23 protein-coding genes and 2 pseudogenes are annotated in these 20,158 nt (G+C 44.7%); 7 read left to right on the forward strand and 18 right to left on the reverse strand.

What is annotated here, in order from left to right:
• From GON22_RS20505 to GON22_RS20525, 6 genes and pseudogenes are all read right to left on the reverse strand, one after another.
• On the reverse strand, nucleotides 1-1,561 hold a 1,561-nt coding region (locus GON22_RS20505), incomplete at its 3' end, for a condensation domain-containing protein (RefSeq protein WP_160397983.1).
• A gap of 449 nt (nucleotides 1,562-2,010) precedes the next feature.
• Nucleotides 2,011-2,124, reverse strand: coding sequence for a hypothetical protein (locus GON22_RS26220; RefSeq protein WP_336604342.1), 114 nt, complete (start codon nucleotides 2,122-2,124; stop codon nucleotides 2,011-2,013).
• Between the two features lie 195 nt (nucleotides 2,125-2,319).
• Entirely contained in the window at nucleotides 2,320-3,573 is a 1,254-nt protein-coding gene (locus GON22_RS20510) for a SpoIID/LytB domain-containing protein (RefSeq protein ID WP_160397984.1), read from the reverse strand.
• A gap of 17 nt (nucleotides 3,574-3,590) precedes the next feature.
• Entirely contained in the window at nucleotides 3,591-4,874 is a 1,284-nt protein-coding gene (locus GON22_RS20515) for a SpoIID/LytB domain-containing protein (RefSeq protein ID WP_160397985.1), read from the reverse strand.
• 178 nt (nucleotides 4,875-5,052) lie between these two features.
• Complete coding sequence (locus GON22_RS20520) at nucleotides 5,053-6,042, reverse strand: tRNA dihydrouridine synthase (RefSeq protein WP_160397986.1); 990 nt, start codon at nucleotides 6,040-6,042, stop codon at nucleotides 5,053-5,055.
• 173 nt (nucleotides 6,043-6,215) lie between these two features.
• Nucleotides 6,216-6,350 (reverse strand): annotated as a pseudogene (locus GON22_RS20525) (MerR family DNA-binding transcriptional regulator); the annotation flags it as partial.
• A 62-nt stretch (nucleotides 6,351-6,412) separates the two neighbouring features.
• On the opposite strand from GON22_RS20525, the gene GON22_RS20530 reads away from it, so the two are divergent.
• Nucleotides 6,413-6,862: a MarR family winged helix-turn-helix transcriptional regulator gene (locus tag GON22_RS20530; RefSeq protein ID WP_160397987.1), complete on the forward strand. Its 450-nt coding sequence runs from the start codon at nucleotides 6,413-6,415 to the stop codon at nucleotides 6,860-6,862.
• A gap of 70 nt (nucleotides 6,863-6,932) precedes the next feature.
• On the forward strand, nucleotides 6,933-8,327 hold the full coding sequence (locus GON22_RS20535; RefSeq protein WP_160397988.1) for an NAD(P)-binding domain-containing protein: 1,395 nt from the start codon (nucleotides 6,933-6,935) through the stop codon (nucleotides 8,325-8,327).
• Between the two features lie 66 nt (nucleotides 8,328-8,393).
• Here GON22_RS20535 and arsC read toward each other — a convergent pair whose 3' ends face one another.
• Genes arsC through GON22_RS20550 form a run of 3 tightly spaced genes read right to left on the reverse strand, consistent with a single transcriptional unit; the run spans nucleotide 8,394 to nucleotide 10,608 of the window.
• Entirely contained in the window at nucleotides 8,394-8,819 is a 426-nt protein-coding gene (gene arsC, locus GON22_RS20540) for an arsenate reductase (thioredoxin) (protein WP_160397989.1), read from the reverse strand.
• A 54-nt stretch (nucleotides 8,820-8,873) separates the two neighbouring features.
• Complete coding sequence (locus tag GON22_RS20545) at nucleotides 8,874-10,280, reverse strand: arsenic transporter (RefSeq protein WP_160397990.1); 1,407 nt, start codon at nucleotides 10,278-10,280, stop codon at nucleotides 8,874-8,876.
• Between the two features lie 13 nt (nucleotides 10,281-10,293).
• Nucleotides 10,294-10,608, reverse strand: coding sequence for an ArsR/SmtB family transcription factor (locus GON22_RS20550; protein WP_160397991.1), 315 nt, complete (start codon nucleotides 10,606-10,608; stop codon nucleotides 10,294-10,296).
• A 427-nt stretch (nucleotides 10,609-11,035) separates the two neighbouring features.
• Here GON22_RS20550 and GON22_RS20555 point away from each other — a divergent pair, with 427 nt between their 5' ends.
• Nucleotides 11,036-11,797 carry a carbohydrate-binding protein gene (locus tag GON22_RS20555; RefSeq protein ID WP_160397992.1) on the forward strand — a complete coding sequence of 254 codons (762 nt, stop codon included), beginning with the start codon at nucleotides 11,036-11,038 and terminating at the stop codon, nucleotides 11,795-11,797.
• Between the two features lie 254 nt (nucleotides 11,798-12,051).
• On the opposite strand, the gene GON22_RS20560 is transcribed toward GON22_RS20555, so the two are convergent.
• A complete protein-coding gene (locus GON22_RS20560; protein ID WP_160397993.1) occupies nucleotides 12,052-12,552 on the reverse strand; it encodes a hypothetical protein in 501 nt (166 codons plus the stop codon).
• 43 nt (nucleotides 12,553-12,595) lie between these two features.
• Nucleotides 12,596-12,940: a hypothetical protein gene (locus tag GON22_RS25800; protein WP_202113383.1), complete on the reverse strand. Its 345-nt coding sequence runs from the start codon at nucleotides 12,938-12,940 to the stop codon at nucleotides 12,596-12,598.
• Between the two features lie 165 nt (nucleotides 12,941-13,105).
• Here GON22_RS25800 and GON22_RS20565 point away from each other — a divergent pair, with 165 nt between their 5' ends.
• The gene (locus tag GON22_RS20565) at nucleotides 13,106-13,816 is read left to right on the forward strand and encodes a class I SAM-dependent methyltransferase (protein WP_160397994.1); all 711 of its coding nucleotides are present in this window, start codon (nucleotides 13,106-13,108) and stop codon (nucleotides 13,814-13,816) included.
• 164 nt (nucleotides 13,817-13,980) lie between these two features.
• On the forward strand, nucleotides 13,981-14,490 hold the full coding sequence (locus GON22_RS20570; protein WP_160397995.1) for a DUF3231 family protein: 510 nt from the start codon (nucleotides 13,981-13,983) through the stop codon (nucleotides 14,488-14,490).
• Nucleotides 14,491-14,558: 68 nt separating this feature from the next.
• On the opposite strand, the pseudogene GON22_RS20575 reads toward GON22_RS20570, so the two are convergent.
• Nucleotides 14,559-14,759 (reverse strand): annotated as a pseudogene (locus GON22_RS20575) (DUF3231 family protein); the annotation flags it as partial.
• Nucleotides 14,760-14,903: 144 nt separating this feature from the next.
• Here GON22_RS20575 and GON22_RS20580 point away from each other — a divergent pair.
• Nucleotides 14,904-15,743 carry a helix-turn-helix transcriptional regulator gene (locus GON22_RS20580; RefSeq protein ID WP_160397996.1) on the forward strand — a complete coding sequence of 280 codons (840 nt, stop codon included), beginning with the start codon at nucleotides 14,904-14,906 and terminating at the stop codon, nucleotides 15,741-15,743.
• 2 nt (nucleotides 15,744-15,745) lie between these two features.
• Here GON22_RS20580 and GON22_RS20585 read toward each other — a convergent pair whose 3' ends face one another.
• Complete coding sequence (locus tag GON22_RS20585; protein WP_160397997.1) at nucleotides 15,746-16,273, reverse strand: hypothetical protein; 528 nt, start codon at nucleotides 16,271-16,273, stop codon at nucleotides 15,746-15,748.
• Between the two features lie 232 nt (nucleotides 16,274-16,505).
• Between GON22_RS20585 and GON22_RS20590 the strand changes: the two genes are divergently transcribed.
• On the forward strand, nucleotides 16,506-17,078 hold the full coding sequence (locus tag GON22_RS20590) for a beta-class carbonic anhydrase (protein WP_160397998.1): 573 nt from the start codon (nucleotides 16,506-16,508) through the stop codon (nucleotides 17,076-17,078).
• A gap of 87 nt (nucleotides 17,079-17,165) precedes the next feature.
• On the opposite strand, the gene pheA is transcribed toward GON22_RS20590, so the two are convergent.
• From pheA to GON22_RS20615, 5 genes are all read right to left on the reverse strand, one after another.
• Nucleotides 17,166-17,987, reverse strand: a complete 822-nt coding sequence (pheA, locus tag GON22_RS20595; RefSeq protein WP_160397999.1) for a prephenate dehydratase — start codon at nucleotides 17,985-17,987, stop codon at nucleotides 17,166-17,168.
• A gap of 25 nt (nucleotides 17,988-18,012) precedes the next feature.
• A complete protein-coding gene (locus GON22_RS20600; RefSeq protein WP_160398000.1) occupies nucleotides 18,013-18,279 on the reverse strand; it encodes a DUF1048 domain-containing protein in 267 nt (88 codons plus the stop codon).
• Nucleotides 18,276-18,638 carry a DUF1048 domain-containing protein gene (locus GON22_RS20605; protein WP_160398001.1) on the reverse strand — a complete coding sequence of 121 codons (363 nt, stop codon included), beginning with the start codon at nucleotides 18,636-18,638 and terminating at the stop codon, nucleotides 18,276-18,278. Before GON22_RS20605 ends, GON22_RS20600 begins: the two co-directional genes overlap by 4 nt.
• Nucleotides 18,635-18,961 carry a PadR family transcriptional regulator gene (locus GON22_RS20610; protein ID WP_202113380.1) on the reverse strand — a complete coding sequence of 109 codons (327 nt, stop codon included), beginning with the start codon at nucleotides 18,959-18,961 and terminating at the stop codon, nucleotides 18,635-18,637. The genes GON22_RS20605 and GON22_RS20610 overlap by 4 nt, the downstream gene beginning before the upstream one ends.
• A gap of 191 nt (nucleotides 18,962-19,152) precedes the next feature.
• Nucleotides 19,153-20,103 (reverse strand): hypothetical protein, encoded by a 951-nt coding sequence (locus GON22_RS20615; RefSeq protein ID WP_160398003.1) that lies wholly within the window; start codon nucleotides 20,101-20,103, stop codon nucleotides 19,153-19,155.
• Nucleotides 20,104-20,158: the final 55 nt, after the last annotated feature.

The following is a 20,158-nucleotide window of genomic DNA, read 5'->3' on the forward strand; positions in this document are numbered from 1 at the left end:
GCTCCACCAGGATGCCTACAGGCTGATCCGGCTGTACACCTTCTGCACGCAACCTCCGCGCAAGCCGGTTCGCCTTTTCGTTCAGCTCACCGTATGTCAACTGGCTTCCTTCATATACAACCGCAACTCGATCCGGCGTTCGCTCCGCTTGTTCTTCAAATAACTGATGGATCGTTTTCCCCCGTGGATAATTCGTACAAGTGTCGTTGAACACGGTTAATATCGTATGTATTTCTTCCTCGCTAATCAGCGATATCTCATATAATTTTTCAAACGGATTACGAATGATTTGTTCCGTAATTGTCATGATCTGTTGCAACATTCGCTGCACTTCATGCTCTTCAAATATCTGCGTGCGATAATGAACATCGAGCACGATATGCTGCTCATTGAGCATTTCTTTGATATGAAGGACGAAATCATTCCCTTCATCCCCGCAAAAATTCACTTTATTTTGCATACTCATGTGATGAAAATCCAGGAAATCCATGGCTTGATACTCCACTGCAATGCCAAACAGCCGTTGAAGTTCAATATTTTTATGTATATTCCTTAAATCTTGAATTAATTGATTATAAGGATATTTTTGATGACGCAAGATAGAGCTTTGTTCCTTGGCTACTCTATGCAGAAAAGAGAGCAGGTCCAGTTGTGGATCCACAGAAACCCTCGCTGCGACTGTACTGGCAAACATTCCGATCGTTTCTTTTTCTTTCCTTGTTGTCCGGTTTGCATAGATCGTTCCAATCGCAATGTCAGTCTGATTTGTTACTTTATGCATATAAAGATACATAGCAGATAAAAAAAACGTAAAAACACTGATCTTGTTATGCTGAGAAAATGCTGTCAATTTGTGATAGAGATCACCCTGGATTATGACGCTTTTTCTTTCTGCCGTTGTGCTTGTTGTCAAAGGATTATAGGTTACAAGCCCGGTTATTTCCGGTAGAGTTTGGAATTTTTTTAGCCAATACGCTCTATCTTTTTGATAGCGATCTGCCTTCTCATATTCCTGTTCCGTGTATATATAGTCAATATAAGAGTTTTTTTCATCCCTTGCGGACGAAGTTCCTTCGACTAGCTTTGCATAATTTTCTGCAATCTGGTTCGCTGCAAGATTCATCGATATACCATCCGAAACAATGTGGTGCATTTTTATATTGTACCCGTATTGCTCATTATTAAATTTTAAAATAACAAACTGATATAGTTCGGAAAGAAGCAGTTTGATTGGCTTGCTGTTATGCAGCTTCAACCATTTCTCCGCTTGTGAGTCGTCATTGCATGTAGAGAAATCCATAAACTCGATTTCTTTATGCACATAGGGTTCAATATATTGAACGGGTACGCCATTTTCCTCTGTTATTTTGATTCGAAAAGCGTCATTTTGTTGAATAAGTAACTGAATGGCCTGCTGCAACAGATCCACATCTACATTTCCTCTGATGATAACTGCGCCGGATAGCGTGCATGTTGTTGTGTTCGGATATAGCAAATCCGTATACCATATTCTGTGTTGTGCCTGGGTTAAAGGGAACAATTCCATTTTGTTTTCACACATTTTTTTGCAACCTCCTGAACATTAATAGACGATATAGATTCATTTAAAGAATTGTCACCGTAACGAAGAAGCTCAATGCTATGGACAGCACGCAAGGATAATAAGATGTTTCACCGCTGATCAACACCTCCCAATTCTATAAATTATTTCAAGAAATTACAAAAAAAGTGTATCACACGAATTGAAGATCATTCAATAGAACGATAGCCCTGTACCTTTCCAGCGTTTTTAAACCCGTATTAAATACAAAATCGAGACAATGTCTAAAGATTTATGGCGTAAGAGTACAATGTCCCTACATTTGTGCATTTTATTACGACATAATCAGGACTTAGACAGCAGCTTCGTCGAGCGCCTCTTCCACTTTTGATACCATAGTAGCTTGCATTTCAACTTTGTCGGGAATGTTTAACGTTCTTGTCATTTCATTTTTACTACTGGTCATCCAGTTAAGCGGAGTTTATCGCTCCCGGAACGCGATGCTTGTTCAGTACTGCTATGATGCCTTCTGTGTTTTTAATGCCGATTCTGTGCCCAAAATAGAGATTGTCGCTCAGTTTGATAACGTTTCACCTCGTCACTCCATTTCCTCCGTCAGAATAAAACAACACTGCACATGCCTCTACCGAGGCTGCCAACATCTCTATCGTCTGGAGAATTTCTTCTGTTGAAAATTAAATATAAATATAAAAAAGGAAATCCATGAATCTGGATTTCCTTTTTTACTTATGAGTCAATATTGATCGACCACGTGAAGGTTAACCTGCCGTCTTCGCATACCTATAGAATGTAAGCGGAGCAACGGCCTCCTCCATACGGTCGGAACCTTCGAAGTAATGCTGCAGAATTTCGGCAGCGTCCTTGCCTTGCTTGGCCAGCTCAACCGCCCCCGGACGTGATAGAATGCCCGTAGCCCAGGTCAAATCCCTCTGGTCCGAAGTCAACGGCAGGAATAAACCATGACTTAGGCCGTCCTTGAAGCCGATGCCTGCGACATCCGGTGAGAAAAAGACACTCATCATCGCCTCAGTCTTTTTCCGCTCTTCCTCATCCATGGCGGGAGGTGTTGCGACATATTTCTGGCTTGGGTCTGTATCGATCACATCGGCATTCATTTGCCCGGCGGTTGGATTTACCACGATGGAGAACCAACTGTACATCTTGACCGCCAATGCACCCGCCTTCAATGCTTCAGGAGGGGCGTCCTTCGGCCATGTATTGGCGAAGACATTCTGGATATAAGCAAGAAAGTCGATTTCTTGAACGCAGTCGGACTCGCAGGCGAAGGCCTGCTTATTTTCTGTGGTGGTCATGAGCACTTTAATGAACTGGGGCCGCTTGTAATACGGGTTGATCCGTACCGGCAGCAGGCTGCTCCACTTCTCCTCGGGCAGAGGCAGCAGCGGCTTGCCTTCAACTTCTTTTTTCAGATCCTCCTCTGTTGCGACGTTCAATCGGTCTACAATCTTTCCTTGGCGGTTCCGGAAGATGCCCTTTGCTTGATCTTTATAGATATCGGCCATCTCACGTTCAGCATTATCGCCAAAGCCAAGATTTTGTGCAACCACTTGATCCACAGGGACCAACCCCATTTCAGCCACCTTCCAATTTCCATTCTCCTTGGTGAGGACGAAGATCCGGTAGTTGATTCCGTTAATGCCATATCGATTTTCTTGAGCCATCTTAAAATCTATCGCCGCATAACGAAGAACATACCCAATTCCCTGCCGCTCAAACTTCTCTAGATTGCGGAATCCCTTCACAAAATCAATCGGCAGTTCCTTCGTATCGACTGTTTTTGCGGATTCGACCAACTTGACTCCCCGAATCTTAGCGGCATTCTCATAGAACTCCACCAAATATTTATCCATCAGCGCAATTTCCGCTTTTTTGGAAAGACCTGAATCCGGTTGGGCAGTAGGCTCTTGCGGCGCCTGACCTTGTACCGGAGAATAAGCTGCAATGGACAGGAATACCAGCAAGGTTAAAATCGTTGTCAATTTCTTAAGCATATTCATGCGACCCTCCTTTATTTAGTGTAACGGAATAACTCTACTCGAGTGCCTCGCGGCAGTGTAGGCGCTCCTTCCACATAGTAACGGAGGATTTGGATGTGCGACTTTCCTTCATTCGCCATACGAGTGGCCCCCGTCTGTGATACAATTCCGCTTGCTTTCTTTCCTTCTTTCTTGTGGCCTACATCAATCAACGTGTGCAGAACATTCTCCTTCAATCCGATACCGGCTACGCCTTGTGCGTGAAGCATAGCTGCGGTTTTTTCTGCGATATTGCTTTCCTGTTCGCTAACTCGTTCTAGCTGTTGCTGGCTGATGCCGGGATGGTTCTTTCGGATTTCCTGTTTATAATAAGCCTTAAAATCAGCGGCATATACCTGGTTTTGCGTCGTATCTACAATATCCGCATCCGTATATCGTGCCTTCGGGTCAACCGACACGGCATGCCATGCATACATTTTGACAGCCAAGGCCCCTGCCTTTAGGGATTCCGGCGGCGCCTCCTTGATCCATTCCAAAGGCAGCACATGCTTCAAATAGTCCATGAAATCGATTCGCTGGACGCAAGCTTTCGTGCAGCCGTAGTATTGCAAGTTGCTGGGATGCGTCATTAGGACACGAATCCATTTAGGACGCTTATAATACGGGTTCACCGTACCGGGTATCTCATCATCCGCCATATAAGACGCTTCTTGAGATTTTCCGGTCATTTCATAGATGAGATCCTGCTCACTAGCGACGTTATCGGTGTTGAAATCGCCAAGCTGCTGACCCGCACGGTTCTTATAGATACCTTGATAATGGAGCTTTGAGATCTCCGCCATCTGCTTCTCGTCCTCTGTGTTAAATCCTTGGTTCAGCCCGACCAGAATATGTACCGGGGCGTTCTCGTATTGAAAGAAACTCCAGGTCCCGTTCGGTTCCTTCAGCATGGTGATCAGCCGGTAATTGATTCCGTTCAATCGGTATTTGCTTTCTTCTTTCAGTTGATAATTGACCGCCACATAAAAGACAAGGGAATCCTTTCCGAGACGCGCAAAATTTTGCGAATCAATGACTTGCGCTGAGACCTCTTTGGACAGCTTTTTTACGGCCAGCACCTTGTGATTTAAGATGTTTTCTCTCTTGCGAACGGCAAGCTCACGGGGCCTAACGGTCTGTGCGATGTACTGGTTAAACAGATTAATCAGCTGCGGCTCCGTCATCTTGTCAACATTGGGAAATTGCGCGTGGGCGTTGGGGACAGCCACTAACGAGAATAACAACGCAGTGATAACCAAACATTGAAGTGCCCTCATTTTACCTAGTTGCCTCCTTCATTGGCTGTATTGATATCGGAGGTTATCCTTTCCATAATTCCGAACTTTAACCGTAAGCGTAAAATAGCTCCCACCTTCAACTCAAGTGGGAGCCATGCTATGCTTCTATTTTGTTGTAAACACCTTGCAAGTTAACGGAATTGACGATGGCCATGATCTAATTTCCATGTTCATCAGTCCCATCATGCTCGTTTCTTCCAAAATTACTCAGTAATACACGAACTTCACTTTTTGATTTGGCGTTCATCAAGCTGGTTCTGAGTTCACTTGCCCCTCGAAACCCACGGACATAGATTTTGAAGAAACGGGTAAGCGCACTAAACGAACGTGGTTCCTCTGCTGAGTATTGATCATGCAGATCCAGATGGAGCCGCAGCAAATCAAGCAATTCCGCACTGCTGTGCTCCTTCGGCTCTGTCTCAAATGCATATGGATTTTGAAAAATGCCGCGTCCAATCATAATGCCGTCGACACCGTATTGCTCAGCAAGCTGCAGGCCGGTCTGACGGTCAGGGATATCCCCGTTTATGGTCAAAAGTGTATCTGGTGCCACCTCATCACGAAGCTTCTTAATCTCCGGAATCAGTTCCCAATGAGCTTTTACTTTGCTCATTTCCTCTCTGGTCCGAAGATGAATGGACAGATTAACAATGTCTTGTTTCAAAATATGGGTTAACCAGTCACGCCATTCGTCTAGGCCACTAAAACCGAGCCTTGTTTTTACACTGACAGGCAGTCCTCCGGCTTTGGCGGCTTGGATGATATCCGCTGCGATTTCAGGACGGCAGATCAGGCCGCTGCCCTTTCCATTCTCCGCTACATTTGCCACTGGACAACCCATATTAATATCGATGCCTTTGAATCCTTCTTTCGCCATGCCAATGCTCATTTCACGGAAAAATTCCGGCTTATCTCCCCAGATATGTGCGACAATGGGCTGTTCATCTGGGGTGAAAGTCAAGCGCCCACGTACACTTTTGTTCCCCTCTGGATGACAATAACTCTCCGTATTCGCAAACTCCGTAAAATACACATCCGGTCTGCCTGCTTCACTTACCACATGGCGAAAAACAACATCTGTCACATCTTCCATGGGTGCTAGTACAAAAAAAGGTCGTGGCAAATCGCGCCAAAAATTTTCTTTCATCATAAAAACTCCTCTATACCTACCAGAACAATCGTTGTTCTTAGAATAGTAAAATACTTGCTGTCAATGGAACATTGTTCAATCACCATCACAGGTTAACAACAGACATTCCATAAAGTAAACTTCTTTATTATAAACTGAATAACGTCATGATGGGTATGTCCCCGTCAAGTTCTGTGTTCGCTTGTTTTGCGGTTGGCATACGGAAGCAAGCCGATTTTCTCGTAATAGCGGATCGTATCTTCTGACAGGCCCGTGAATTCAGCCGCTTGTTTAATTGAGTTTGCCGATTCGGAATACCGATCAATGTACAATATTATTTGCAAAATGCAAATAATAATGCTATAACTAAATCAAGGAGGTCTTAGCAATGGAAAACGTGCGCAATCTGTTTCAACTTCTTTCGCGCAACTTCGGCTTATTGAATGAGCAATGCTGCGAAAACTGCTGTGGGCAAGAAGTTTCTAATGTCCAGAGCCATATTTTGTATGAGATCAATCGCCAGCATCAACCTTCCATGCAGGAAGTAGCCGGCGCGTTAGGGATGGACATCACTACCTTTAGCAGACAAGTGAAAACGTTAGTCGACAAAGGCTTTGTGAAAAAGACTCCCCACCCTTCCGACAATAGAATAAACGTCCTATCCTTAACCTCTGAAGGGCTGAGTATGGAGAACAACATCAATCTAACCGTTAATGCTCAGTTGCATGATGTACTCTCTACGATGACCGAATTCGAACGCGATACAGTAATTCGTTCGATCAAACTATTTAACGCTGCAATGCAACACTCCGTCTCTTTTTGTACGCCTCCACAATGATGGAGGTTTCTTCTAAGCCATATACTTGCATTTTGCAAATTATTTCACTATCACTAAGGAGGAACATATAATGACAAACAAATTACCTACTGCAATCATCGGTGGAGGTCCCGTAGCGTTGGCTGCAGCAGCTCAACTAGTAAAACGCAATATGGCATTCGTTCTTTTTGAACAAGGAGATCGTATAGGCTCATCTGTTCAAAGTTGGAAGCATGTTCGCATGTTTTCGCCTTGGGAATTTAACATCGACTCGGCGGCCCGAGATTTGCTTCTGCAGGCAGGTTGGGTTGCACCGGAGCAGAGCCAACTCCCTACTGGTGAAGAGCTGTTACAGCACTATATGGAGCCTTTGGCTAATCTGGATCAAATCCATCCTCATATTCATCTGAACGCAAAAGTCAAAGCCGTCTATCGCAAAGGTTTTGACAAGATGAAAACTGTTGGCCGAGAGCTTGCTCCCTTCATCATTGAATATGAATCGAATAACCATTTTAACCGGATTGAAGCCTCAGCAGTTATTGATGCAACAGGCACTTGGTTAACGCCGAACCCCATTAGCTCAAATGGTAACGATGCAGAGGGCGAGCGTGAACATGAGAGTAAAATTTTTTATGGGATTCCCGATGTACCAGGTCCAAGTCGACTTCGTTATGCCGGCAAGAACATTGCCGTGGTCGGCAGCGGCCATTCCGCAATCCAAGTCATCTCCATGCTTCACGATTTAAAGTTACAAGTGCCCGATACGACTATCCATTGGGTGCTAAGGAAGCAGGATGTTTCAGAGGCTTTCGGCGGTGGCGAAAATGACGGTTTGCCTGCGCGAGGTGAACTTGGCAATCGAGCATTCAAATATGTCCAATTAGGGAATGTGCAGATTCATACCCCCTTTCTTATTGATCGCATCGAAGATGACGTCAATGGATCACTTTTGTTACAAGGTACGAAACGAGAGCAATCATATTCCATCGATCAAGTCGATGAGATAATTGTTGCGACCGGTTCACGGCCATCGTTTTCTTTCTTGCGGGAGCTGCGATACGAGATCGATTCCGCAATTGAGTCTGCTCCTCAATTAGCACAGTTGATCGATCCCAACATTCATAGCTGCGGTACGGTTCAGCCACATGGCGAAGCCGAGCTACGGCAACCTGAGAAAAACTTCTACATCGTTGGTTCCAAAAGCTATGGCCGTGCTCCTACATTCCTGCTTGCGACCGGTTACGAACAGGTTCGCAGTGTTGTAGCCGTATTAGCAGGCGATTATCAAGCTGCGCGAGAAGTTAAACTCCAATTACCGGAGACAGGTGTTTGTTCGACAGCTAAGCCTTCCTCAACAATTCGTGAAACCAGTTGCTGCTCTCCCCACAAGATCACGTTCAAACCACTGCCGGTTAAAACGGCGGAATGCTGCTCCCCTGTAAAGACGGAATCGCCTTGCTGTGAGACTGCATCGACCAACAAATAATAGCTAATTTTAACAAACTAAAAAAGAGGACCCTCTACTAGAGATCTACTAGAGTGCCCTCTTTCCTTACATTCCGGTGATTACAAACTGATTGATGCGATCCTTTATTGCGTCACGCACTTCCCGAAACTTTGCAGTGATCTCTTCTTCCGTACCCGTTGCCTTAGCTGGGTCTTCGAAGCCCCAGTGCCATTTCACTACGTTGTTGTTGGAGATGACGGGACAATGCTCGTCCGCGTGGCCGCATAATGTAATGACGAAATCAGCGCGGTTGAGAAGTTCTGGATCGATCACATCGGATGAATGTGATGTAATATCAATGCCTGCCTCACTCATCGTCGCAACAGCACGCGGATTTAAACCATGAGCCTCGAGTCCGGCGCTTTTCACCTCGTACTTCTCCCCACCCAATGCCTTTAAGAAGCCGTCAGCAATTTGGCTGCGACATGAGTTTCCTGTACACAGAAAGTAAACAAACGGTTTTTTTGCCATGATCAATCTCTCCCCTGATTTCAATTTAGTCGTTTTTCATGAATCGTAATCTCATTACGCTCGCTGTGATTTCTTCTGTTTGCCCGTTTGCACGGTCTTAAAGATCCAAAGTGCGAGTGTAGCAATCATGCCGATGGCAATAATAACTAGCCAAGCATTAACGCTCATTACGTTTAGAGCAGATAACCACAAGTAAAGCCCGAATAGTGTGAATAGCAAAGTAGGAATGGTCAAAATGACACCAACTTTAAAGTAATAACCCCAACTGATTCGAACGCCTTTCTTAGATAAAACATGAAGCCATAGTAAGGTAGCCAGCGAGCCGATCGGCGTGATTTTGGGTCCAAGATCCGATCCGATGACGTTCGCGTAGATCAACGATTCTCGAATGACACCTTCGGTTGCCGTTCCCTTGATTGCCAAAGCATCGATCATAACGGTCGGCATATTATTCATAACCGATGACAGGATGGCAGCAATGAACCCTGCACCAATTGTCGAAATGAACAAGCCTTGATCACTCACCCATTGAAACAGTTTCCCAAGCTCATCTGTAAGCCCAACATTCCTTAAGCCATAAACGACAACATACATGCCGATCGAGAACACAACGACAGCCCATGGGGCACCTTTTACAAGCTTCCAAGTATGAACTGCCTCGCTCTGGCGGGCAAACAACAAAAACACTACAGCAGCCGCCCCAGCAATGATGGACACCGGAATAGAGAACGATTCGCTAAACATATATGCAACAAGCAGAATACTTAACACGACCCAAGATAAACGAAACAAACGCTTGTCTTTAACAGCATCTGTAGGCCGCTTCAATTGTTTCCAATCGTATTGCACGGGCATTTCCTTACGGAAGAAGAAAAACAATACGACTAGACTAGCAACAATAGAGAACACTGTCGGGACGATCATCCGGCTTGCATATTCAACAAATGAGATGGAGAAGAAATCCGATGATACAATGTTCACGAGATTACTTACGACAAGCGGCAGTGAAGCCGTATCCGAAATGAATCCGCTGGCCATAATGAAAGGCAATATCATGCGGTCGTCAAATTTTAATGCGCGAACCATAGCAAGCACGATCGGTGTCAAAATTAGTGCAGCACCATCATTAGCGAAGAAAGCTGCTACAACTGCTCCTAATAAAATTACATACACAAACATCAGGCGGGCATTTCCACCGGCCAGTTGCGCCATATGTAAGGCTGCCCATTCGAAAAAACCGATCTCGTCGAGAATTAATGAGATGAGAATGACAGCAACGAAAGCTAACGTCGCATTCCAGACCATTTGGGTTACATCCCACACATCTGCGAATTTCACAACTCCAAATGATAACGCGATAATAGCCCCCCCTGCTGCTGGCCAACCAATATTCAGTCCCCGAGGCTGCCAAATCACAAAAACAAGGGTTATAACAAAAATGATTAAAGCAATGGCAAGCATAGTTCCTCCTGGATTAATTACATGATTGGTTCGTTCGATTCGCTAATTTTTCTTTCATAGATGGCAGCTGTTCCATGACACCTTGTAGATAAGGTTTGTCTGCTACATTCAAGGAATAATAGATCCACTGGCTTTTTCTCGTTTCATTCACGAGTCCGCCTAGTTTCAACTTTCGTAGATGCTGACTAACATTTGGTTGTGTCGTTTCAAGAATGTCGACGATATCACACACGCACATCTCCCGCTCCTTCAACAAAGCCATGATGGTGAGCCGTGTTTTGTCCGAAAGAAGCTTTAAACTCTCGGTGAGCTCTTCGATTGTATCCATGTCATGCCTCCTTCCCTGCACTTACTTCTCTCTGTAGCGCTTTACGTTGAGGCATAAAAAGCCCCTTTGCAACTTTCTATTCACACTATATTGTATAATTATATACTAATATAATCAATCGATTATATAGTCGATGCTAACCCAAGCGAAAACATCGGAATTTAGTTCTTTAGTCGCAATTGACTTCTTTTGTCAGATGATCCTATAATTAAGGCACAACTTGTTGCAGACTATCTTGGATAATAACTTGAGGGAAATGCTTTGAAACCTTCACGGTTTTGAACAACCCCGGGCTTCCGATATGGAAACCCGGGGTTGTTGGCGTTTAAAGGAGGGATAGCCGGCAAAAGAAGTGCCCTATTGGACTGTGCTGGGAGAGGATGGACTGACGCGTTTTACAGACTATAAAAATTAGGAGTGATGAGAAATGCTAGCTGTAAGAAAAATGGGAACCTTGTTTATTGCTTTTGCTCTGCTACTAAGCTTTGGATTTAGCGCTTCATTCAGTGGTGTTGCCAATGCTTATGACCCTAACGTCCAGCTGTCCTATGCACATACGAAAACCATACAAGGAACTCCAAATAATTTCTCCCGTCTATCTGGCAGTGTAGAAGTGACGAATTTGTCGCCAACCAAGCAAGTGAAGGTTGTGTATACAACAGGCAATGGTATATGGCAAGAGCAATCCGCTTCCTATACGGCCACACTTGCCAGCGGTGATGAGGCTTGGAATTTTAATATAGATGCCCCGCTCTCTACGGCCTTTGAATTTGCTATTAAATATGTAGTCAACGGCCAGACCTACTGGGACAACAATAATGGCAGCAACTACAAAGTAGGAGGAGCGTCCGAGCCTGACAGAATTTTGAGCAAAGCAGCCCTGAAGCTCTATGAATCCTCCTATTTCTCCAACCGCTCTGGTCTCTATGTTGGCGGCAAAATCTATCTGAAGAACCTTGCTCCGACAAAAACCGTTACAATCGTTTATTCCTATGACAATTGGGCTACTACGCAGACAGCGAGCGCATCTTATGACAGCTTTGTAGCCAATTCAGGCAATGCGTTTGAGACGTGGAATTTCACATTTTCCGCCACTGGACAGCCTATTAAATTCGCGATTTCCTACACGGTCAATGGCGTAACCTATTGGGATAACAACAATGGAGCTAATTACTCTTTAGTATTCTAAGCCATTGAATAGACAAGCCCCTCTTAAGCTGCGCTTAAGAGGGGCTTGTTCAATTTCAAGCAGGCTTGCCTTCCGGGCAATTGCTCTTTGCAGAAACCAGCTGAAACCTTAGAAAGTGATGAGCGCGATCTTGTCGAATGAGGCACGCACGCCAAAGTGGTCCGATATGAATCCGCCGTTCCGCTGGAATTTGAGTACCTTGTTAAACACAAAAACAGCCGGTCAGGAATTCCTGGCCGGCTGTACACAAAGCATTAAATTTTAAACATGCCCATTAATGGCATAATCGACTGCACCATATTAAGCCCAAATTGGATAGTCGGCAGCATTTGTTTAAACGATCCATTAAAACCGTTCTGCTGCTCTCCACCTGCGGGTCCTGAAGGGCCTTTCACATCTTCTTGTTTTTGAACTCCCGCTCCTAAAAAGCCTGACGGGCCAGATAACATCGGCTTAAATATGCTAGCCATTGAACCAAAGGAGTTGAATGCGCCGATTCCCCCTAACAAGGAACCCAGCAGTCCTGATACTTGGGCCTCAGGTGACTTGGAACGATTAGAAGGCTTCACTCGTCCACAACTTCTGGTTCCGGAAAGAATCAACTGATGGTTTTGAACGGCTTGAACCGTTCCGACATAACAGTTACCGTCATTTAACAACACGCAAACGAGTTGCCCGAGACAATGGTTAGCTTTTTTGGCCGCTAGAACTTTACCATCAGCTTCTCTTTTTTTAGGAGCTTTCCTTGATGCCAATCGTATACCCTCTCTTCACTATTAGAAGTCGTGTCAAGCGTAATCAGATACAGAAGAAAGGCAAAATGAATAGCGAAGCAATAAACACAAACGGAAAAAAGAAACCACCGCCACAGCCTCCGCCATACCCCCCACCATAACCGTCGTAACAACTGGACAGTCTAGCTTTATGCATGGAGCGCGTTTGTTCTTTCGATTGATTTCCATTTCGAACAGAAGAGATCGATAATGGCTTGCTGTCAAATGTACAATCCTCCAACATTAACTTACCGTCTCCTACTCCCTTTAACGTTCCAATAACATGCCTTCCGTCATGCGTAACGGCACTAACCCTCCGTCCGATGTAAGGATAGAGTGTATTATGAGAAATCGAATAAACTTCCTGCATACCTTCATTCCTCCTAACCTGCAGCTTGTTTATCTTAGACTATGAAAATATGTGCTAGAAGAACTGTGCGATTGTCTTCTATTTGGTAAAAAAATCGAGATTTCGATGAATAGGTGTAGTCATGCCGGCAGTTATGCATAGGATATCGGAAGAGGTGACAAGGCGATGGATTACCATACATTATTAGCCCGGCTTGGCGAAGGAAGCGCACATCCAGGCGGTTTCCAAGCGACGAAAGAATTAATCGGGAAAATCGGCTTTCCGCGCGGCACGAAAGTGCTAGAGGCAGGATGCGGTACTGGCCGGACTGCGTGTTATTTAGCTAGTTTAGGCTGCGACGTGACAGCAATAGACCGAAACAAAGATATGATTCAAAAAGCGGTCCAACGTGCGAAGATAAGCAGGGTTCCCGTCCGCATTGTTCAGGCGGATGCCAGTTCCTTGCCTTTTCCGGATGGGACGTTTGATGCCGTTTTTACAGAGTCGGTTACGGCTTTTACCCAAGGAAACACTGCTGTACGCGAATATTGGCGAGTACTGAAACCTAAAGGAGCCCTATACGATCGTGAGCTTGCATTTGCTACAAAATTAACCACGGTGCAGAAGAAAAAACTGCAATCGTTCTATGGGCTTCATCACATGCGAACCGTTCCAGAGTGGCTGGAGCTGATGAGCAAATCAAAGTTTTATCATTACACCGCCTCTCATTTTGTGCAGATCAAACAACCGGCTAATGATAACGACCCTTTACGGGTAATCGATCCCGAGCTATTCTCGAAGCCAGATGCAGTTGCCATGATGCTGAAAAATGAGCGCCTGATGAGTAACTTCTCTACTGTGATGGGCAGTATTGTCATTACGGCGTGGAAAGCGTGAATGAAGACGAAGATATATATAGTTTAATCTATTATTTACGTTGCATGCTTTCCGGCATATTTATTCGATAATTATCCACTTCCTCACTTTTCGTATAACGAGTCTACAATGAGCCTCTCGCGGCAATACTGGGGATACCTTATGCCAAAATAAAGGAGCGAAGAATGGGAATTCTAAGTGGGAATCCAAAGGACCAACCGTTGCATTACGGTGAAATATTTAATATTTGGTCCTATTCAGCCAAAAAAAAATCAACTATTTCTGTATACCAACTCTATTTGTCACATGCAGGCGATATTGAATTGAAGCGGTTATTAACCAATCTCATTGAGCAAGCGCGTCAAGCTGCTTTAGAATGTGACGAATTGCTCATCCATAATGGGTTTATGCCTCCGCCCTCCTTGCCGGAGCGCCCATTGGTCAGCCTGGAGGAAATTCCAACTGGCGCACGTTTCTCGGATGTAGAAATCGCGGCCGCAGTTGGCGAGAATCTAGCTGCCGCCCTCGTCGCTTGCAGCCAAATTACCGGCAGTTCGATTCGCATCGACGTCGGGTTGTTATTCTCGAAGTACTATGCGTTGCATCTTGCATCGTCTGCAGCCGCACTATCACTAAGCAAAGAAAAAGGTTGGCTCGTTCTTCCTCCGCTTCAAATACGTCGGCCCGATCACTAATCCCGGTACGGTGCAAAAAACGAAAAAGAACAGCCCGTTATTCCACGGACTGTTCCATTTTGTGCAAGTTATACGCCTGCGCCTACGGCTTCCGGTCGCTTGATTTGAAGTGGCGGCGGTATTAGCCACCCTTTATCCTTGATAAGGCGTAGAATTTGTACGCCGAGCGCGGCTTTGGTGACATGATATTTGCCGAATAAAGCACCTACATCCTCGCGAATCGACATCCCCATTGCTGTGCTGGCGGCAACGAGACCAGCTGCTAGATCTGCCGATACTTTAGATGAACATCATGTATTCGTCGTATTCGTCAGGAAGAAGTGTATAATGGAATTTATATCAAAATAAGATGACGGTTTATCCTAGGAGTTTTACTCCCAGGATGGTTGCTGCGTCTGAAGGAAGGCAGTGTCATGGATAACTTAAATCATCAACGGCTTCGCGAACTCGCCCAGTTCCTGCGCACGAGGCGGGATCGGCTCACGCCTGAACAGGTTGGCTTATCCCCACAAGGCAGGAGGCGCACACCGGGGCTTCGCCGGGAAGAAGTCGCAATTCTATCTGGCGTCAGCATTGATTGGTATACTTGGCTGGAACAAGGCCGAGACATTCAGGTCTCTTCACAAGTGCTCGAGAATATCGCCGCGGCTCTCCGGCTTGATTCAACTGAACGCAACCATTTGTTTGCACTAGCTTTGCAGAATCAGCCAACTAAGCAGCAACAAGATTCCCGCTTCATCCAGCCCACTCTGCTGGCCTTCCTCGATCAGCAAGGGAATAGCCCTGCCTACGTCTTGGACCAACGCCTCAATATCGTTGCCTGGAACAAGGCGGCAAACCTGATTTACGGAGATTATGAGCCAATGTCCTATCTAGAACGAAATACGCTCTGGCGAACCTTTGTATCTCCTTTTTCCCGGGAGCTGCTGCAGGAAAATTGGGAAATGCACGCGAGACACCGTCTAGCCCAATTCCGTGCAAACTATGGGAAGCTCGTCGGTGATCCTTCATTTGTGGAATTAATAGAGGTACTGAATCAAGAGAGCGAGGAATTCCGGGAATGGTGGCCTGAGCACGATGTGCTAAATGGCCCTGAAGGCAGGAAAGTGAACTACCATCCGATTGTAGGTGTAATGGAATTCGATCAAATCTCGTTCCTAGTCACAGATTCGCAGCATCTCACCGTAACCGTGAATCTCCCTGCGAATGAAGAAACAAGATTAAAGGTCTTTGGGCTTCTTAAGAATTTCTGAGTTCAATCCCATTCATTAGGGAATTTAACGATGTTTTCGTCAACAAATTTTGGGTCTATAGAAATTTCAACTCCATGATTTAACTCGTTGATTATCGCATCATCTGGCAAATTCGTTAAACCTATTTCTTCTTTAAAAGCTTCAATATCCAGTTTCGTTTCAGCTTGAATTTTCACCATTTCCCCTTCCAAAAAAATAACGGTTGCCTTATCATAGGCCGTTCCATTTTTATAGTGCATATAGTCAACAACCACAATGGAACCGTCCTTGAATTCGATTTTTCCGTTTCTATAAGAGTCCAAGTCCGGATCTGCAATGCCTGTTCTCTCAAACATCCCTTCAGTAATTACTGAGATAAAAGCAGGCATTCTTGATCCTTTTCCAGACCTCATCATTTCTTCCACGTCTTTTTCTTCCTGCGTTTCTTCTGGGAAATCTCCGATTTCGACCTGCCCCAACGCTTTTTCATACTCGCTTTCAGCTAGGTCCCGTTTTCTTTGAATGGTAGCCATCACATTTCGCTTCATCATCCTGCTAATGCCTCTTTCCTGATAATAATTAACTTTTATTATATAAAGCATGATGGAGCCTGACCACTGTTACTTTGCGATCGTCCCTTGTAGCTTGCGCACAATTCGATGCGTATAGGCAAGTTATTCCTCGCCTTATAAGATACATAATAGTATGCCGAAAATAATATAGCTTTGCTTTTTCACAGCCTAATCAATAAAATAGACTTAGAAAATAGAAGGAGTGGTTCAAATGCTGTTAGATGAAATGATCGTTCACAACAAAAAGTTTGTAGAAAACAAGGATTATGAGCAGTATCAAACGTCAAAGCTTCCAAACAAAAAGCTTGTCGTTGTTTCCTGTATGGACACTCGTTTAACGGAGCTATTGCCACAAGCAATGAACTTAAAAAATGGGGACGCCAAAATTCTTAAAACAGCAGGAGCAATTGTTTCGCACCCGTTCGGCAGTATTTTACGCAGCATCATTGTTGCGATCTATGAGCTTAATGCCCATGAAGTTTGCATCGTGGGTCACCATGACTGTGGCATGGCTCATGTAAACCCTGCTGCCACAACTCAGAAAATGATTGAACGGGGAATCTCCGAAGAAACGATTGAATCGTTGGATTATGTGGGAATTAAGATTGAAGACTGGCTGCGCGGATTTGATTCGGTTTCGGAGAGCGTACGCCAAAGCGTTGAGGTCATTCGGAAACATCCATTGATCCCTAAAGATATTCCTGTTCATGGCTTAGTTATTAATCCCGATACCGGCGCGCTGGATGTCATTGAGAATGGTTATTTAGAACAAGCAGCTAAATAGTTAAGATAATCAGAACAAACCCAGCAGCCCTCAGCCTGTTGGGTTTATTCTCGTTGTCATTCGCTGCCTTCATTCGGGCTATGCTCCCTAAAGGATAGTAGTCGAATAACTGCCTACAATTTGCACCTCATGTTCAAACGTTTCTAAAATTTTAATAGCTTTCTCCATTCGCGGGTCATTTTGTCCTGCCTCAGATTCAATAAGAAAACGATAAGTCCCCAACTTCTTTCCAGTCGGCCGTGATTCGATCCACGTGAGGTTAATCCCGAGTGCAGAGAATACGTTCAAAATGGAGGAAAGCACTCCAGGGTATTCATTGTTTGGGTTAATCAATATCATCGTTTTCTCTTGCTCTTTCACTTCTGCTGCATCTTTACCCACGCTTATGAAGCGAGTATGATTCATTGCATTGTCTTGTATCTCACTTTTGAGTATTTTAAGGCCATGTTCATCTGCAACGGATTTGGATGCAATCGCGGCAATGTGATTCATATTGGAAGCTTTGACGAATTGAGCTGCCTTTGCAGTGCTATCTGTATATTCACATTTATATTGATGTTTCTTAATAAAATCCCTACATTGATTTATTGCTGGGCTTATCGAATAAACTTTATTGATTGTGTGAATTTCACTATCTTGGTTTCCGATCAGGTGAAGGGATACTTTAAAAATAAGATCGGCCTCAATACGAAGGTTGTACATCAATAAACCATCAACCGTCATATGAATGTTACCGGCAATTGAATTTTCAATCGGGACAATACATTTATCGACTTCACCATTATAGACGGCTTCTAAAACATCCAATATGGATTCGTACATAAACCAAGTTGTATCACTAGAAAAATATTGATGCGCAGCTTCTTCTGAAAATGTTCCTTTTGGACCTAGATAAGCAACTCTAATCATCTTCATTTGCCCCTTTTTACTTTACTTAGTCTTTAATAAGACCGTCGCAGAAGGCTGCTACGTCACTGCCTGTCACTTCTAATACGCCTTTCCCCGATGCCGCACCTTCTTCAAACAGATCGATAATCCCGGAGAGCAAACCCGTCCCCTCGGTTAACTCAACAGGGCCAACCTTAAAGAAATATTTTTGAATCTCTTTATACACAATCTGATAATCTTGGGGGAGTGCTTTGACACGCGCCACATGCGCCCGCCACTCCTTTTTGCCGTTGATCATATCCTGAATGCTCATTTCAACCCTCCTTTTTTGCTTAATTTATTAGCGATATTATTGTTGAGTTGCTCACGCCACTTATCGCGATAATTTTTCGCTCCTTCTACGCCAGCCAGTGCTAAACAGAAGCCTTTGATATCGTTTCCCAAAACCTCATGAACGTGCTGTCCGTCCGCCGCCGTTTCTTCGAGCAGGCCAAGCACACGGTCAAGAATCGGGATGAGGTTGCGGCCGGTAAAATCGGAATGCGACCAAAGATTGGCATTAATTTCTCCCCATGCCGCTTGATATTCTGCAGGCAGCTTGTTGGCGCGCAATTCATAAGATTTCATTGCTTTCGTCAGGTCGCTGCCACTAATCTTTTCCCAAAAGTTCATGAATTTCTCTCCTTTAACTCATTAATTTTGGATGAAATGAATTCCCATTTCATCCAGAACATCCGTAGCTCTTCACGCCCAGCATCGTTGATTGCGAAAAACTTTCGAGGCGGTCCCATATCGGAGGGCTTCTTGGCAGTTTCCACTAGCTTGTTTTTTTCAAGCCGGACCAGGATCGTGTACACCGTTCCTTCCACAACATCTGTGAAGCCGAGTTCCTTCAGCTGCCGCGTAATTTCGTATCCGTAGGTTTCTTTGCGGCTTATAATTTCAAGGACACAGCCCTCAAGTGAACCTTTGAGCATTTCCGTTAAATTTTCCAGCACATTCACTCCTTGCTATTCTGTATGACTGGTATGCAGTATTACTGACTACCGCTATAAAGTATCACAGAGTAGCTGTATTGTCAATCTCGAGTTCACTAGTGCTTGGTTCTTGTGTCCCATTCGCATAAACGAAACAAAAAAGCCGCAAGTATGCGGCTTCTTCCTATTCTTTATTCTAATGCCCTGCCCTATCTAGCAAGCGGCTGCACTTTTTCCATCCAATCTGCATAGATGCTCTCCCCTTGTGCTGCATCGCTCAGGTAACGTTCGTAGTCCGCCAAATAAGCATTCTCTGCACTTTTCTCGGCGTCCTTCTCATATGAGGCTAACCATTGTTTAGCCTCGTCCTGACGGCCCAACGCCAGATAAGCCGATAACAGTGTATCCAGTTTCATTTCGTCAGGTGCGCTAAGAAAAGCTTGTTCGCTCCGCGCCAGTTCTTCTTCCCAGTAACGGCGCGTCAAATCTAGATTCGGCTCATAGTGATCCGACTCCCATGTATAAATCGTTACCAATGAAGGCCCCAGCGGCATCTGTCCGTAGAATGGAAAAACGGTCAGATTCAGATTTGCTTCGCCCTTATTCGATTCTTCGTCGGCCATAACCATTACATTATCATGTACGGTCACTTCCATATGGCCATCCATTTCTTCAATAACCAGGCATGAGGATTCCGGCCGATTGTCAGCCAGGTCGAAAAAGAATGCGGGACGGCCATGTTGCTTGATCACTTGAGCCCCCTTCAAACCCTCTTCATTAAAGTAACCGCCCTCGAATGCAATCTGCTCCTCACGGCTATCGAAAGCAACGATGCCATTCTTCAGAATGACAAATCGGGTAAAGTCAAACTCACCGTCATTCCAGTAACCAATTTCGTAGTTGTCCCCGTTCAACTCAAACGAGTCTTTATGGATCGCATTTAGTAATGGATCCGGTTGTACGTCTTTCTGTTCTTGCTTTTCCTGCTCACCAACAGCTTCCGCCGAAATTCCGGCACTAGTTGCCTTATTTTCTGGTGAGATCGATTGTTCTGCGGCAGTCGATTTATTAAGGCCGCTATTATTCTCCTTCGCGTTTTGACACCCAATAGCCATAACAATTAAGACTGCCACAGCCCCTAATTTTACTAAATGTTTCATGATCCGACAGTTCCCCTCTAGCATATGCTTCTATATAGTAGCCAACAAGGTATAT

This window comes from Paenibacillus sp. MMS18-CY102, from assembly GCF_009789195.1.
GTDB lineage: Bacteria > Bacillota > Bacilli > Paenibacillales > Paenibacillaceae > Paenibacillus_T.